The organism is Streptomyces sp. NPDC054887, assembly GCF_053610585.1.
This window is the reverse complement of record NZ_JBSGYQ010000015.1, coordinates 76,191-89,632: the sequence shown is the minus strand read 5'-3', so window position 1 is coordinate 89,632 and position 13,442 is coordinate 76,191. Positions and strand designations below refer to the sequence as shown.

The following is a 13,442-nucleotide window of genomic DNA, read 5'->3' as shown; positions in this document are numbered from 1 at the left end:
TTTCGTTCGGCACAGGTTTCGCGCGATGCGTTTCAACTGTGGCCGAAAGGCCGTGGTAACGGCGTGTGATGGCGTGCATACTCGGCTGCGGGGGGCGATTGCGGATGCAACAGATGGGGCTTCGGTGCTACGTGTTCATTTCTCCGGTGTTGACCTGTCGAGGATTCGGCTGTCCGACCGGCCGGACGCGTTATGGGAAACGGTGCTCAGTTTTCACAGATTGCGGGACCGGCGCGGTGCCAAGGTGTTCGGAGAATGGCGCCGGGAATCACGGACTCGGTTGAACGGTGAAACACGGCTGCTGGCATCCCTCATACCGAACAGGGGTTATTTTCCCGATTTCCTGACGCCCCGCGAGGGAGCCAGGGGCATCGAGACGGGCATCGAGGCGGTGCGCGGCACCGCCCCCGAGCGGCTGCGCGCCGAACTGGCCCTGCTCGCCGTCTCCCACCGCCCGGACCGTACGCCGGCGAGCAGCAGTGCGGCGTCCACGCATCAGCGCCTGGAGCCCCTGGCGGGCGGGCGGGGCGAGCCGCTGGCCCGCCTCGCCGTCGCGCTGCGCGGCTACCACCGGGCGGCCGTCGAACCGTACTGGCCGCACGTACAGGCCCGTGTCGAGGCCGACCGGGCGGCCAGGGGGCGCGCCCTGCTCGACGGGGGCGCGGACGAACTCCTCGCCTCGCTGACGCCGATGCTGCGCTGGCGTCCGCCGGTCCTGGAGGCGGACTATCCGGTGGACCGCGACCTGTACCTGCGCGGCCGGGGCCTGCTGCTCCAGCCGTCGTTCTTCTGCCGCGGCAACCCCGTCGTCTACCGGGACCCGCAACTGCCGCCCGTACTGGTCTACCCGGTGACCCACGCGGACGCCCCGGCTCCGGTCGACGACCCCGGGCCGCCCCTGGGGCGCCTGGTCGGCCACACCCGCTCGGCGGTCCTCGGGGCCATCGGCGGCGGCTGTACGACGAGCGAACTCGCCCGCAGGGCCGGGGTGTCGCTCGCCTCGGCGAGCCAGCACGCGTGCGTGCTGCGCGAAGCGGGCCTGATCGTCACCCTGCGGCACGGCAACGCGGTGCTCCACACGCTCACCCCACTGGGCGCCGCCCTCCTGCGGGGCGGCGCCACGGCGGAAGCACTCGTACCGTCGTCGGACGTGACGGGTGCGACGGGTGCGACGGGTGATCAGGCCCGTTCCGGGCGGGAGGTCAGGCCCTGAACGGGCCCGTCACCTCGTAGGTGATGCCGCCGGACGAGCTGCCCGTCGTACCGCGCTGGCTGGAGAAGTACAGGCGCCTGCCGTCCGGCGAGAACGCCGGTCCCGTGATCTCCGAGCCGGACTGGCCGTCGATGCGCAGGAAGGGGGCGACGATGTCGTCCGGCGTGATCACGCAGATCTCCATGTTGCCGCCGTCCTCGGCGACGAACAGGTCGCCGGACGACGTGCCGGTGACGTTGTCCACGCCGGTCAGCGGCGCGGTGCCGTTCACCAGCGAGTCGTCGTAGGCGAGCTCGATGGTCTGGGCGGCGGCGTTGTACTGCCAGACGCGGTTGTCGCCCTTGGTGGTGAAGTAGCAGACGTCGTTGGCGTAGTAGCAGCCCTCGCCGCCCGTGAAGCGCTTGGCGCCGGAGACCTGGTTGCGGGTGGCGGTGACGGCGCCGCTCGGGTCGGGAACGGTGGCCCAGGTGACGGGGCCGGACGTGCCCGAACCCATCTTCAGCACCTCCAGCCTGCCCGCCGACAGGTCGCCCCACGTGGTGGGCGTGAAGCGGTAGAAGCAGCCGTCGGTCGTGTCCTCGGTGAGGTAGATCGTCCTGCGGACGGGGTCGGCCGCCGCCGCCTCGTGCTTGAAGCGGCCCATCGCGTCGCGCCGTACGGCCGCCTTCACGCCCCACGGGTCCGTCTCGTAGACGTAGCCGCGGTCGACCTCCTCGCAGGAGAGCCAGGTGTTCCACGGCGTCTTGCCGCCCGCGCAGTTCTGGCGGGTGGAGGACAGGATGCGGTACGCGCCGGTGATCGCGCCGGTGGCGGAGAAGCGGATCGCGCTCGCGCCGCCGGAGGGGTTGATCTCCGAGTTGGAGACGTAGATCCAGCCGGTGCCGTCCGCGTAACAGTCGCCGCCGTCCGGCGCGTTGTGCCAGGTGTACGCGGTGGAGCCGACCTTCTGGCCGGAGCGGGCTATGACGCGGCCGCTGAAGCCGGACGGCAGGCGCAGGCCGTTCGCGTCGGCGGGGCCGAGGGCCCCGTAGGGGCCGGCGCCGGGCTGTGCGGGGGCGGCCTGGGCGGCGCCGCGCCAGAGGGTGCCGCCGAAGGCGGCGACGGAAGTGCCGATGACCGCGCCGCGCAGGAAGCTACGACGTTCCATGTGTCACTCCAGGGTGAGGGAATGTGACCTCGGAACGTAAGCGTCTCGAATTGACAGTGCAGCAACAACCGGTGAGCGGGAGGTGATGAGTGGTCGGACGGGTCGGACGGGTCGGACGGGGCTCAGTCCTTGAGTCGCAGGAGTCCTAGGGCTGGTCGGCGTCGGTGGGGATGGGGTCGTCGGGCTGGTCGAGCGGGTCCGGCTGGTCGGGGTCGTCGAGGGCGTCGGGCTGGTCGCGCGGGTCCGCGTCGAGTACGTCCGGGTCGAGCAGGTCGGGCTGGTCGAGCGGGTCCGGGGTGGGGGCGTCCTCGTAGTCGGTGCGGTCCAGATCGTCGAAGACGCTCTGGGCCACGGCGAACGCCGAGTTCGCCGCCGGCACGCCGCAGTAGACCGCCGACTGGAGCAGGACCGCGCCGATCTCCTCCCGGCTCAGGCCGTTGGTCAGGGCCGCCCGCACGTGCAGCGCCAGCTCCGCCTCGTGGCCGTGCGCCACGAGCGCGGTCAGGGTGACGCAGCTGCGGGTACGCCGGTCCAGTGTTCCGTCGGTCCAGATCTCGCCCCAGGCATACCGGGTGATGAAGTCCTGGAAGCGGGCCGTGAACGGTGTCGTACGGCCGATCGCGCGGTCCACGTGGGCCCGCCCGAGGACCGCCCGGCGCACGCGCAGGCCGGCCGCGTGGCGGGACGCGTCGGTGTCGACGGGCGGCGGGGCGAAGTGGGCGAGCAGGGCGGCGGTCACCGTCTCCGGCCTCTCCACGCCGGCCAGATGGGCCGCGCCCGCGATTTCGAGCAGACTCGATCCAGGGATGGCGTCGGCGATCTCGCGGGCGTGCGCGGGCGGCGTCGCCGGGTCGTCGCGTCCGGCGACCACCAGGGTCGGCGCGGCGACCGTCGGGAGCGCGCCGCGCAGGTCGTACGCCGCGAGGGCGTCGCAGCAGGCGGCGTAGCCGGCCGGGTCGGTCGCGCGCAGGTCCTCGATCAGCGCGTGGCCCAGCGGCGTCGAGGCGAACGCGGGCGCGAACCAGGTGCCGGGGCGGCTCGCCACCATCGCCTCGGTGCCCTCCGCCCGTACGAGAGCGGCGCGATCCCTCCAGGTGGCCGGCTCGCCGAAGCGGGCCGACGAGCAGACCACCGCCAGGGCGGTGACGCGCTCCGGGAAGTGCGTGGCCAGGTGCAGTCCCACGGCGCCTCCGATCGAGATCCCGGCGTACGCGAACGACTGCCAGCCCTGCGCGTCTGCGGCCCGCAGGACGAGCGCCGACAGGTCGGCGACGGTCGCGGTGCCGTCCAGCGGGATCAGTCCGGCGGGGGTGCCGCCGTGGCCCGGCAGGTCCCAGCGCAGGACGCGGTGGACCCGGGCCAGGGCGGCCGCCTGGGGCTCCCAGACCGCCAGGGACGTGCCCACCGAGGGGCCCAGGATCAGCGGAGTGCCGGACTCCGGGCCGTCGAGGCGGACGTGGGGGAGGGGCTGGCTCGGGGCGCTGAAGTCAGTCAAGAGAGGGCTCCGGCTTTCGGTTCAGGGCCCGGTCCACCAGGGCCGCCGCGGAACCGGTGTATCGCGTGGGGTCGGTGAGGTCCGTGAGGTCGAGGTCTTCGGTGAGTTGCGGCAGAGCGGCGGTGAGCGCCTCGGCCAGCGAGATGCCTTCGGCGGCCGTGCGGCGGGAGGCGGCGGTGAGCGCTTCCTTGGCCCCGGCCCGGCCCAGGGCCGGGGTCAGGGCCGCGGCCACCCGTTCGCTGACGATCAGGCCGTGGGTGAGGCCGAGGTTCTCGCGCATGCGGTCGGGGTGGACGCGCAGCCCCTCGGTCAGCTCGGCCGCGTGGGCCGCCGCGCCGCCGCCCAGCCGCAGCAGCTCGCGCAGGGGCTGCCACTCGGCGTGCCACGCTCCGGCGGGGCGCTCGTCGCCGGCGGTGGCGAGGGAGGTGAGCAGTACGGAGGCCAGGGCCGGGGCCTGGTGGGCGGCGGAGGCGATCAGGGTGGCGTGGACCGGGTTGGCCTTGTGCGGCATGGCGGACGAGCCGCCGCCGGTGCGTTCGGAGAGCTCGGCGATCTCGGTGCGGGTGAGGGTGAGGACGTCCGTGGCGAGCTTGCCGAGGGCCGCGCAGGTGAAGGCTAGGGCGGTGGCGAGGTCGGCGGTGGGGGTGCGCAGGGTGTGCCAGGGGAGGTCGGGGACCGCCAGGCCCAGTTCTTCGGCGTAGGCGGTGAGGAGGGCGGCGGCGGGGTCCGGGGCGGTTCGGTCTGCGGCGGGGGGGTTTCGGGGTGCGGTCTGTGCCGGGGCGGGTTGGCCTTCGGCGGGGGTTTCTCGCGGTGCTGTCTGTGCCGGGGCGGTGGGGTCTTCGGCGGGGGTGGTGGGGGTGGTCCCAGGGGTGTGGGGGTCGGGGCCGTTCCGGGGCGTCTCCTCGGGTGTCGAACGTTCGGGTACTGGGTGTGGTTCGGGGTGGTTGCGTTCGACACCCTGCGGGGAGCGCCCCGGTACGTCCCCTCCTGGCACCGTCGGTTCCTCGGCGGGGGTGGGGTGCGGCGTGTCCTGTGCCGGGGCGGTGTGGTCTTCGGCCGGGGTGGGGTGCAGTGGGTTCTGGGCCGGCTGTGTGGGTGGGGGGAAGGCGGCGAGGGTGCCTGCGGCTCCGCCTAGTTGGGCGGGGAGGGTCAGGGCTCGCAGGCGGGTGTGGGCGTCCAGGGTCAGGCTTCGCCAGCCCGCCGCCTTGAGGCCGAACGTGGTGGGGACCGCGTGCTGGGTCAGGGTGCGGCCCGGCATGGGCGTGTCCCGGTGCTCCGCCGCCAGGGTGGCCAGGGCCGCCGCGGTGCGGGCCAGGTCCGCCGTGATGAGGGGCAGCGTGCGGGTGGCGACCAGCATCGTCGCCGTGTCGACGATGTCCTGGCTCGTGGCCCCCCGGTGCACGTACGGCGCCGCCTCCGGGCCCGCCGCCGCCGTGAGGGCGGCGACCAGGGGGATCACCGGGTTGCCGCCGGACCGTGCGCGCAGGGCCAGGTCGCGTACGTCGAACCGGTCGGCCCGCGCCGCCGCCGTGACCGCCTCGCCCGCCCATGCGGGTCCCTGGACGCGTGTGAGGGCGGCCTCGGCGTCCAGCATCGCCTGGAGCAGTGCCACGTCGCCGGTCGCTTCCTCGGCCGCCGTGCCCGCGCGCACGGGGGAGAGGAGGCCGTGGTCAGGCGAAGTCAAGGAAGACCGTCTCTTCCCCGCCCTGGAGGCGGATGTCGAAGCGGTGGGTGCGGTCCGGGCCGGGCCGGGCGATCAGTGTCGCCCGGCGCTCGGGAGTCAGCGAGGCGAGCAGGGCGTCCGGGCCCTCGGCGAGGTACGCGCGGGTGAAGAGGTGGTGCGTCAGGCCGCGCGCGAACACGCACACGCTGATGTACGGGACGGACGGCGCCCCCGGCGGCAGGGTGCGGAGCGCGTAGTGGCCGTCCGGGTCGGTCGCCACCCGGCCGAACCCGGTGAAGCCGACGCCGTCGCGGCCGAGGAAACCGCCGGTCACGGGATCGCGCCGCATCGACCCCGGGGCGCCGGCGAGGGACCCGTCGGGTCCGGCCTGCCAGAACTCGAGCAGCGCGTCCGGCACCGGCTCCCCCGCGCCGTCGAGGACGTACCCGTGCAGCGTGATGCCGTCGGGGTGGCCCGCGGGGGCGATGTCGCCGCCTCCCGGGAACGGCAGGGCGTACCCGTAGAAGGGGCCGACGGTGTGCGAAGGGGTGGGCGGGTGCGTCATCGGCTGCCTTCCTCGAACCAGGTCGCGCGGGGCCCGTCCAGGACGATGTCCCAGCGGTAGCCCAGGGAGTGTTCGGGGCGGGAGAGGGAGTGGTCGTACGCCGCGACAAGCCGGGCGCGGGCCGCGTCGTCCGTCACCGACTGGAGGATCGGGTCGTACGCGAAGAGCGGGTCGCCGGGGAAGTACATCTGCGTGACCAGGCGCTGGGTGAAGGCCGTGCCGAAGAGCGAGAAGTGGATGTGCGCGGGGCGCCAGGCGTTCTCGTGGTTGCGCCAGGGGTACGCGCCGGGCTTGACGGTGGTGAAGCGGTACGAGCCGTCGTCGCCGGTCAGCACCCGCCCCACGCCGGTGAAGTTGGGGTCGAGCGGCGCCGGGTGCTGGTCGCGCTGGTGGGCGTACCGGCCGGAGGCGTTGGCCTGCCACAGTTCGACGAGCTGGTTCGCGACGGGGCGGCCGGCGCTGTCCAGGACGCGGCCGGAGACGGTGATGCGCTCGCCGAGCGGCTCGCCGGCGTGCTGCCGGGTCAGGTCGTGGTCCAGCTCCGTGACGTCGGTCCGGCCGAAGACGGGCCCGGACAGCTCGACGGTGTCGGGGTCCGCGCCGACGGCCACCAGCGGTTGCCCGGGGTGGCGCAGCAGGGTGCTGCGGTACGGCGGGAAGTCGCGCGGCGGGTGGTGCGCGGCCGGGGCTCCGGCGGCCCGCGCGCGTGCGTGACGTGCGCGGATCTCGGCGAGCTCGCCGTCGATGTCGGCCTGGGTGAGGGTCACCGCATGTCCTTTCCCGCGGCCTTCAGGGCGCGCAGCGCGGTCAGTTCGGCGGCGGTCGGGGGCTCGGTGACCCCGACCGCTTCGGCGCACCGCAGTGGCCAGCCGGTGGCCGCCCGTACCTGCTCGACCGTGACGCCGGGGTGCAGTTCGGTCAGGACGAGCTCGGCGGTCGCCGGGTCCGGCCGCAGGATGCCGAGATCGGTGATGACGGCGACCGGGCCGGCGCCCGGCATGCCGAGCGCGGCGCGGTCGCCGGGGCCCGAGCCGTGGCCGAGCGTCGTGACGAAGTCCAGCTTCGGCACGAAGTTGCGCGTGGAGTGGCGCAGGACCATGAGCACCCTGCCGCAGTTGGACGCGATCTCGGGCGCGCCGCCCGCTCCCGGCAGACGGCCCTCTGGCCGGCCGGGGCCGCGGTCGACGACCGTGGTGTTGATGTTGGCGAAGCGGTCGACCTGGGCGGCCCCGAGGAAGCCCACGTCGATGCGGCCGCCCTGGAGCCAGTAGTTGAACATCTCCGGCACGGGCACCACCGCGTCGGCGGTCTCGGCCAGCTCGCCGTCGCCGATGGACAGCGGCAGGCGGGTCGGCTTCGAGCCGATCGTCCCGGACTCGTAGATGAGCACGAGGCCGGGGTCGACGGTGGTGCGCGCGAGGTTCGCGGCGGTGGACGGCAGTCCGATGCCGACGAAGCAGGTCCGCGCCCCGGCCAGCGCGCGGGCCGCGTTCACCTCCATCAGCTCGTCGCGGGTGAAGCCCTCGGTGGTCATCGCGTGACAGCCCCTTCGGTGCGTACGTTCTCGTCGATCCAGCGGACGAAGGCGTCCCGGTCCCGGGCGACCGGGTCCCACGCCTGGTAGAAGGCGTTGTCGCGCACCGTGTAGCCGGTGGCGTACGACGGGTGCGCGCCGCCCGGCACGACGGCGACCGCGTCGATCACCCAGGTCGGCAGGACGACACCGCCGGGCCGGGGCGTCAGCTCGTCGACGACCTCCTCGACCGTGACGAGCACCCGGTCGGCGGCCAGCGCGGCCTCCTTCTGGACGCCGGTCAGGCCCCACATCTGGACGTTGCCCCGCCGGTCGGCCTGCTGGGCGTGGATGACCGTGACGTCGGGATTGAGCGCGGCGACGGCGGCCAGCTCCTCACCGGTGAACGGGCAGACGACCGAGGAGACCGTGTCCGTACGGGTGGCGAGGTCGGAACCCCGGTAGCCGCGCAGTACGGCGAACGGCAGGCGCGAGGCGCCCGCGACGTACCGGTTGGCCATGCCGGCGTGGCTGTGCTCGTCCAGCTCCAGCGGGCGCGGCCAGCCGTTCTCCACGGCGTCGCGGAAGCGGTGGAGGGAGCCGACACCCGGGTTGCCGCCCCAGGAGAAGATCAGCTTCCGTACCAGGCCGACGCCGATGAGCTGGTCGTAGATCACGTCCGGGGTCATCCTGGCGAGGGTCAGGTCGGTGATGCCCTGACGGATGATCTCGTGCGCCGCCGCATAGGGGATCAGGTGGGTGAAGCCCTCCATGGCGAGGGTGTCCCCCGGGTGGACGAGGTCCGCCACGGCGTCGTGCAGGCTGCGTATCTCGGCCATCGTCCCTCACTCCGCGAGTTGCTCAGTGCACTGACTATTTTCATGTCGAGGCCGTAGACTTCCATCGAGTCCCGCTCACGTCAATGGCTCAGTACACGGAGCAACAACCCGATTGCAGGAGGCCCGCATGGCTGCGGTCGATCTGAGCACGCACCCCGGGCACCTCGCCCGGCGGTTGCAGCAGGCGCACACGCTGCTGTGGACGACGATGGTGTCGGAGGAGACCACCTCCCCGCAGTTCGCCGTGCTCAACGCCCTGGCCGCGAAGCCGGACATCGACCAGCGCACCCTGAGCGAGCAGGTCCACCTCGACCGCTCGACCATCGCCGACCTGGTGGCCCGCATGGGCCGGCGCGGCATGCTGGAGCGCGTGCGCGACCCGCGCGACGGCCGGCGCAACGTACTGAAGCTCACGGACGAGGGCGCGGCGGTGCACCGCCGGCTGGTCACCCGGACGGCCCGGATGAACCGGGTGTTCCTCGCGCCCCTGGACGAGGAGGAGCAGGAGACGCTGCTGCGCCTGATCGGCCGGGTCGCGGACGCGGCGGAAGAGCTGAAGGGTTGAGTCACCGGACGCCCACCTCTTTGTAAGGATGCGGCTCGGCCGGAGCGATGAGTTTCGGGCGGGCCCGGGGTCTGTCCTTGTGTACGGCACACCGCGGCCACGCGCCCGACCCGGGAAGAGAGACCCCTCATGAACCAGATGATCTTCGTGAACCTGCCGGTCAAGGACCTCGACACCACCAAGTCCTTCTTCGGCAAGCTCGGGTTCTCGTTCAACCCCCAGTTCAGCGACGACAGGACCGCCTGTCTGGTCATCAGCGACACCATCTTCGCCATGCTGCTCACCGAGCCGCGCTTCAAGGAGTTCACCAAGAAGGAGATCGCGGACACGAGTACGACCACCGAGGTCCTGCTCGCGCTCAGCGCCGAGAGCCGGGAGAAGGTCGACGAGCTGGCGGACACCGCCCTGGCGTCCGGCGGATCCCCCGCGGGCGACCCCCAGGACCTCGGCTTCATGTACGGCCGCTCCTTCCAGGACCCCGACGGTCACACGTGGGAGGTCGTCTGGATGGACCCGGCCGCCGTCGAGGGCGGGCAGGGCTGAGACCGGGAGGCGTACCCCGGGGGCCTCAGGACGTGAGGCCCCCGTACGTCACCCCGGTGAGCTGCTCGGAGGCCGCCCACAGCCGCTCGCCCGCCACGTCGTCACGGGTCCAGGACGCGCGCCAGGACTTCGCGGGCGCGCCCCGCAGCCCCTGGAGCCTCGGCCCGGTGAACGAGTCGGGCCGCACGCCGGGCGCGGTCGCCGCGTACAGCGTGGGCAGGGCGCCGGACTCGGCGGGCTGGGCGATGATCCTGTTCCCCAGCTCCACGATCCGCTCGGCGGTCCTGCGGCCCTCCATCCGCACCCCGGCGGTCTGGAGGTTCGTACGGGCGTACCCGGGGTGGGCCGCCGCCGCCACGACGCCGGAGCCGGCCGCGGCCAGTCGCCGCGCCAGCTCGTGGGTGAAGAGCAGGTTCGCGGTCTTGGAGCGGCCGTAGGCGATCCAGCGGCGGTACGCGCGCTCGCTGTTGAGGTCGCCGATGTCGATGTTCGCCAGCGCGTGCAGGCCGCTGGACACGGTCACCACGCGAGCCCCCGGAGTGCGCAGCAGGTGCGGCAGCAGCAGTCCGGTGAGCGCGAAGTGCCCGAGGTGGTTGACGCCGAACTGCGTCTCGAAGCCGTCGGCGGTCCTTCCGTACGGCAGCGCCATGACGCCCGCGTTGTTCACCAGCAGATCGAGGCCCTCGCCGGTGTACGCGGCGGCGAAGGCCCGGACGGACGACAGGTCCGCCAGGTCGAGCGGGGTGAACTCCACCGCCGCCGACGGGACGTCACGGGCGATCCGCGCCGCCGCCTCCTTGCCGCGCCGCTCGCTGCGGCACGCGAGGAGCACGCGCGCCCCGCGGCGGGCCAGCTCGCGCGCCGTGACGAGCCCGATACCGCTGTTGGCCCCCGTGACCACGGCCGTACGGCCGCTCTGGTCGGGGATGTCGCTCGCTTTCCAGCCGGTCGTCATGGGGGCCAGCGTACGGCCGGCGCCCGAGAACCGCGGTCCTCGGGCGCCGGCTCCCCCACCCCTGGGGCCGAACGCCCGGTCAGGCCGCCGCGACGCGGACGTCGAACGTCCGCACCGTGACCGTCTCGTCGTCCAGGCAGTGCCCCGTCTCCAGGTCGAAGCGCTGCTTGAGGAGCGGCGAGGCGACGAAGGGGCGGCCGTCCGCGGACCCGATCAATCCCCGGGACAGCACCTGGGCGCCGGAGAACGGGTCGCGGTTGTCGATGGCGTACGGGCGTCCCCTGCGGTCTGTGAACAGGGCCGCCTGGCGGCCGTCGGGGAGGAGGGCCGCCACGCCGCGCCCCGGAGTGAGGGCGGACACGTCGCAGGCGGTGAACCAGGTGTCGTCGATGCGCAGTTGCAGGGTCATCCGGCACGGGTCCCTTCGAGGGTGAGGACGGTGAGGTCCGGCTTCATCTGGTCGCGCTCGGGAACGAACCGCACCGACGGGTCCGGCGCGTCGGGAGCGTTGACGAACGAGACGAACCGGGAGAGCCGCTCGGGGTCGTTGATGGTCTCGGCCCATTCGTCGCGGTAGTTGGACACGTGGGCGGCCATCAGGGCCTCCAGCTGGTCGCAGATGCCGAGCGAGTCGTGCACGACGACGTCCCTGAGGTGGTCGAGGCCGCCCTCAAGCCGCTCCAGCCAGGTGGACGTGCGCTCCAGGCGGTCCGCGGTGCGGATGTAGAACATCAGGAACCGGTCGATGAGCCGCACGAGTTCGGCGTCCGAGAGGTCCTGGGCCAGCAGGTCGGCGTGGCGCGGGGTCGCGCCGCCGTTGCCGCCGACGTACAGGTTCCAGCCGTTCGCGGTGGCGATCACGCCGAAGTCCTTGGACTGCGCCTCGGCGCACTCCCGCGCGCATCCCGAGACCGCCGACTTCAGTTTGTGCGGCGCGCGCAGGCCCCGGTAGCGCAGCTCCAGGTCGATGGCCATCCGGACGCTGTCCTGGACGCCGTAGCGGCACCAGGTCTGCCCGACGCAGGACTTGACCGTCCGCAGCGCCTTTCCGTAGGCGTGTCCCGACTCGAAGCCGGCGTCCACCAGGCGCGTCCAGATCAGCGGGAGCTGGTCGACCCGGGCGCCGAAGAGGTCGATGCGCTGGCCGCCCGTGATCTTCGTGTAGAGGCCGAAGTCGCGGGCCACCTCGCCGATCACGATCAGCTTCTCGGGCGTGACCTCACCGCCCGGGATGCGCGGCACGATCGAGTACGAGCCGTTGCGCTGCATGTTGGCGAGGAAGTGGTCGTTGGTGTCCTGGAGGGCGGCCTGCTCGCCGTCGAGGATGTAGCCGGTGTTCAGGCTCGCGAGGATCGAGCCGACCGTCGGCTTGCAGACCTCGCAGCCGTCGCCGCCCCGGGCCGCCTCCCGGCCGTGCGAGTCGAGAAGCTCGGCGTACGAGGTGATCCGCAGGGTGCGGGCGATCTCGTACAGCTCGGACCGGGTGTGCGGGAAGCAGCCGCACAGGCCCTTGTCGCCGGTCTGGGGGAGCAGCTGCCCGATCAGCTTGACGCAGCTGCCGCAGCCCGTGCCCGCCTTGGTGCACTTCTTCACCTCGGGCATCGTCGAGCAGGCGGTGACCTGGCCCTTGGTGACGTTGTGGCAGTTGCAGACCACGGCGTCGTCGGGCAGGGAGGACGGGCCGAGGGTGACCTGCCCGCTGCCCGCCGGCGCGATCAGCTGTTCCGGCGCGACGGGCGGTACGGACCCGGTGAGCGGCCGCAGCATCGCGTACGCGTCGGCGTCGCCGACCAGCACGCCGCCGAGGAGCGCGCCGTCCGGGCTGACCACGAGCTTCTTGTAGACGCCCGAGCGCGAGTCGGAGTACGTGACGTCCAGGCAGCCCTCCGCGTGGCCGTGCGCGTCGCCGAAGGAGGCCACGTCGACGCCGAGGAGCTTCAGCTTGGTGGACATGTCCGCGCCCGTGAACGCGCGGCTCGCGGCCGCCGCCCCGGACGGCTCCGCGAGCGCCCCCGTGATCGTCTCGGCGGCCGTCTCGGCCATCTCGTACCCCGGGGCGACCAGTCCGTACACCCGGCCGTCCACCGCCATGGCGCACTCGCCGATCGCGAAGACCGAGGGGTCGGACGTGCGGCACTGCTCGTCGACGGCGATGCCGCCACGCTCGCCGACCGACAGGCCGCAGTCCCTGGCCAGCTGGTCGCGCGGCCGTACGCCCGCCGAGAAGACGACCATGTCGGTCTCCAGCGTCGAACCGTCCGAGAGGGACATGCCGTTGACCGCGCCCGAGTCGTCCGTGGTCACGGCCTGGGTGCCGACGCCCGTGTGGACCGTCAGGCCCATGCCCTGGATCGTCCGCAGCAGGGCGGCGCCGCCGCCCTCGTCGACCTGGACGGGCATCAGGCGGGGAGCGAACTCCACGACGTGCGTGGCGAGGCCGAGCCCGCTGAGCGCGCCCGCCGCCTCCAGGCCGAGCAGCCCGCCGCCCACGACCGCTCCGGTACGCGCTGTCTTCGCGTACGCCTCGATCGCCAGCAGGTCCTCGATGGTGCGGTAGACGAAGCAGCCTTCCGCGTCCTTCCCGGGAACGGGCGGGACGAAGGGGTACGAACCGGTGGCGAGCACCAGCGTGTCGTACGAGAAGGTGCGTCCGGCACGCGAGGTGACCGTGCGCGCCTCGCGGTCGACCGCCGTCGCCGGGTCGTCCAGGTGCAGTTCTATCCCGTGCTGCTCGATGAAGCCGGGCTCGCCCATGGCCAGCTCGTCCGGGGTGCGGCCGGAGAAGTACGAGGTCAGCTGGACGCGGTCGTACGCGGGCCGGGGCTCTTCGCACAGGACGACGATCCGCGCCCGCCGCGTCACGCCGCGCTCGGCGAGGGCCTCCAGGAAGCGCTGGCCGACCATGCCGTGGCCGACGACCACGATCGTGGGTGGTGTGGACATC

Annotated in this window: 13 protein-coding genes; 3 read left to right on the top strand and 10 right to left on the bottom strand. The window is 73.0% G+C overall.

Annotated elements, in window-relative coordinates:
- The first annotated feature begins 124 nt into the window (after positions 1-124).
- On the top strand, positions 125-1,213 hold the full coding sequence (locus ACWGH0_RS11560) for an ArsR/SmtB family transcription factor (RefSeq protein WP_453403961.1): 1,089 nt from the start codon (positions 125-127) through the stop codon (positions 1,211-1,213).
- On the opposite strand, the gene ACWGH0_RS11555 is transcribed toward ACWGH0_RS11560, so the two are convergent.
- From ACWGH0_RS11555 to ACWGH0_RS11525, 7 genes are all read right to left on the bottom strand, one after another.
- On the bottom strand, positions 1,203-2,360 hold the full coding sequence (locus ACWGH0_RS11555; protein WP_453403960.1) for an alkaline phosphatase PhoX: 1,158 nt from the start codon (positions 2,358-2,360) through the stop codon (positions 1,203-1,205). The two genes, ACWGH0_RS11560 and ACWGH0_RS11555, sit on opposite strands and share 11 nt — an antisense overlap.
- Before the next feature lie 145 nt (positions 2,361-2,505).
- The gene (gene pcaDC / locus ACWGH0_RS11550; protein WP_453403959.1) at positions 2,506-3,855 is read right to left on the bottom strand and encodes a bifunctional 3-oxoadipate enol-lactonase/4-carboxymuconolactone decarboxylase PcaDC; all 1,350 of its coding nucleotides are present in this window, start codon (positions 3,853-3,855) and stop codon (positions 2,506-2,508) included.
- Entirely contained in the window at positions 3,848-5,449 is a 1,602-nt protein-coding gene (locus ACWGH0_RS11545) for a lyase family protein (protein ID WP_453404002.1), read from the bottom strand. The genes pcaDC and ACWGH0_RS11545 overlap by 8 nt, the downstream gene beginning before the upstream one ends.
- 76 nt (positions 5,450-5,525) lie before the next feature.
- Complete coding sequence (gene pcaG, locus ACWGH0_RS11540) at positions 5,526-6,083, bottom strand: protocatechuate 3,4-dioxygenase subunit alpha (RefSeq protein WP_453403958.1); 558 nt, start codon at positions 6,081-6,083, stop codon at positions 5,526-5,528.
- Positions 6,080-6,850: a protocatechuate 3,4-dioxygenase subunit beta gene (gene pcaH, locus ACWGH0_RS11535; RefSeq protein ID WP_453403957.1), complete on the bottom strand. Its 771-nt coding sequence runs from the start codon at positions 6,848-6,850 to the stop codon at positions 6,080-6,082. Before pcaH ends, pcaG begins: the two co-directional genes overlap by 4 nt.
- Positions 6,847-7,617, bottom strand: a complete 771-nt coding sequence (locus ACWGH0_RS11530; protein ID WP_453403956.1) for a CoA-transferase subunit beta — start codon at positions 7,615-7,617, stop codon at positions 6,847-6,849. Before ACWGH0_RS11530 ends, pcaH begins: the two co-directional genes overlap by 4 nt.
- The gene (locus ACWGH0_RS11525) at positions 7,614-8,435 is read right to left on the bottom strand and encodes a CoA transferase subunit A (RefSeq protein ID WP_453403955.1); all 822 of its coding nucleotides are present in this window, start codon (positions 8,433-8,435) and stop codon (positions 7,614-7,616) included. Before ACWGH0_RS11525 ends, ACWGH0_RS11530 begins: the two co-directional genes overlap by 4 nt.
- Positions 8,436-8,562: 127 nt before the next feature.
- Here ACWGH0_RS11525 and ACWGH0_RS11520 point away from each other — a divergent pair, with 127 nt between their 5' ends.
- Together ACWGH0_RS11520 and ACWGH0_RS11515 are read left to right on the top strand one after the other, a co-directional pair.
- Entirely contained in the window at positions 8,563-9,000 is a 438-nt protein-coding gene (locus ACWGH0_RS11520; protein WP_453403954.1) for a MarR family winged helix-turn-helix transcriptional regulator, read from the top strand.
- Positions 9,001-9,129: 129 nt separating this feature from the next.
- Positions 9,130-9,543, top strand: coding sequence for a VOC family protein (locus tag ACWGH0_RS11515; RefSeq protein WP_453403953.1), 414 nt, complete (start codon positions 9,130-9,132; stop codon positions 9,541-9,543).
- A gap of 25 nt (positions 9,544-9,568) precedes the next feature.
- On the opposite strand, the gene ACWGH0_RS11510 is transcribed toward ACWGH0_RS11515, so the two are convergent.
- The 3 genes from ACWGH0_RS11510 to nirB form a co-directional block, all read right to left on the bottom strand.
- A complete protein-coding gene (locus ACWGH0_RS11510; protein ID WP_453403952.1) occupies positions 9,569-10,498 on the bottom strand; it encodes an oxidoreductase in 930 nt (309 codons plus the stop codon).
- 79 nt (positions 10,499-10,577) lie between these two features.
- Positions 10,578-10,907, bottom strand: a complete 330-nt coding sequence (gene nirD / locus ACWGH0_RS11505; RefSeq protein ID WP_453403951.1) for a nitrite reductase small subunit NirD — start codon at positions 10,905-10,907, stop codon at positions 10,578-10,580.
- Positions 10,904-13,441, bottom strand: a complete 2,538-nt coding sequence (gene nirB / locus ACWGH0_RS11500; protein WP_453403950.1) for a nitrite reductase large subunit NirB — start codon at positions 13,439-13,441, stop codon at positions 10,904-10,906. Before nirB ends, nirD begins: the two co-directional genes overlap by 4 nt.
- Between the last annotated feature and the right edge of the window lies 1 nt (position 13,442).

What these genes read in the sequence shown, in the direction of transcription:
- ACWGH0_RS11510 (WP_453403952.1), bottom strand. Translation starts at nt 10,498, where the DNA reads ATGACGACCGGCTGGAAAGCGAGCGACATCCCCGACCAGAGCGGCCGT.
- ACWGH0_RS11515 (WP_453403953.1), top strand. Translation starts at nt 9,130, where the DNA reads ATGAACCAGATGATCTTCGTGAACCTGCCGGTCAAGGACCTCGACACC.
- pcaG (WP_453403958.1), bottom strand. Translation starts at nt 6,083, where the DNA reads ATGACGCACCCGCCCACCCCTTCGCACACCGTCGGCCCCTTCTACGGG.
- ACWGH0_RS11555 (WP_453403960.1), bottom strand. Translation starts at nt 2,360, where the DNA reads ATGGAACGTCGTAGCTTCCTGCGCGGCGCGGTCATCGGCACTTCCGTC.
- ACWGH0_RS11525 (WP_453403955.1), bottom strand. Translation starts at nt 8,435, where the DNA reads ATGGCCGAGATACGCAGCCTGCACGACGCCGTGGCGGACCTCGTCCAC.
- ACWGH0_RS11520 (WP_453403954.1), top strand. Translation starts at nt 8,563, where the DNA reads ATGGCTGCGGTCGATCTGAGCACGCACCCCGGGCACCTCGCCCGGCGG.
- ACWGH0_RS11545 (WP_453404002.1), bottom strand. Translation starts at nt 5,449, where the DNA reads ATGCTGGACGCCGAGGCCGCCCTCACACGCGTCCAGGGACCCGCATGG.
- nirD (WP_453403951.1), bottom strand. Translation starts at nt 10,907, where the DNA reads ATGACCCTGCAACTGCGCATCGACGACACCTGGTTCACCGCCTGCGAC.
- ACWGH0_RS11530 (WP_453403956.1), bottom strand. Translation starts at nt 7,617, where the DNA reads ATGACCACCGAGGGCTTCACCCGCGACGAGCTGATGGAGGTGAACGCG.
- nirB (WP_453403950.1), bottom strand. Translation starts at nt 13,441, where the DNA reads ATGTCCACACCACCCACGATCGTGGTCGTCGGCCACGGCATGGTCGGC.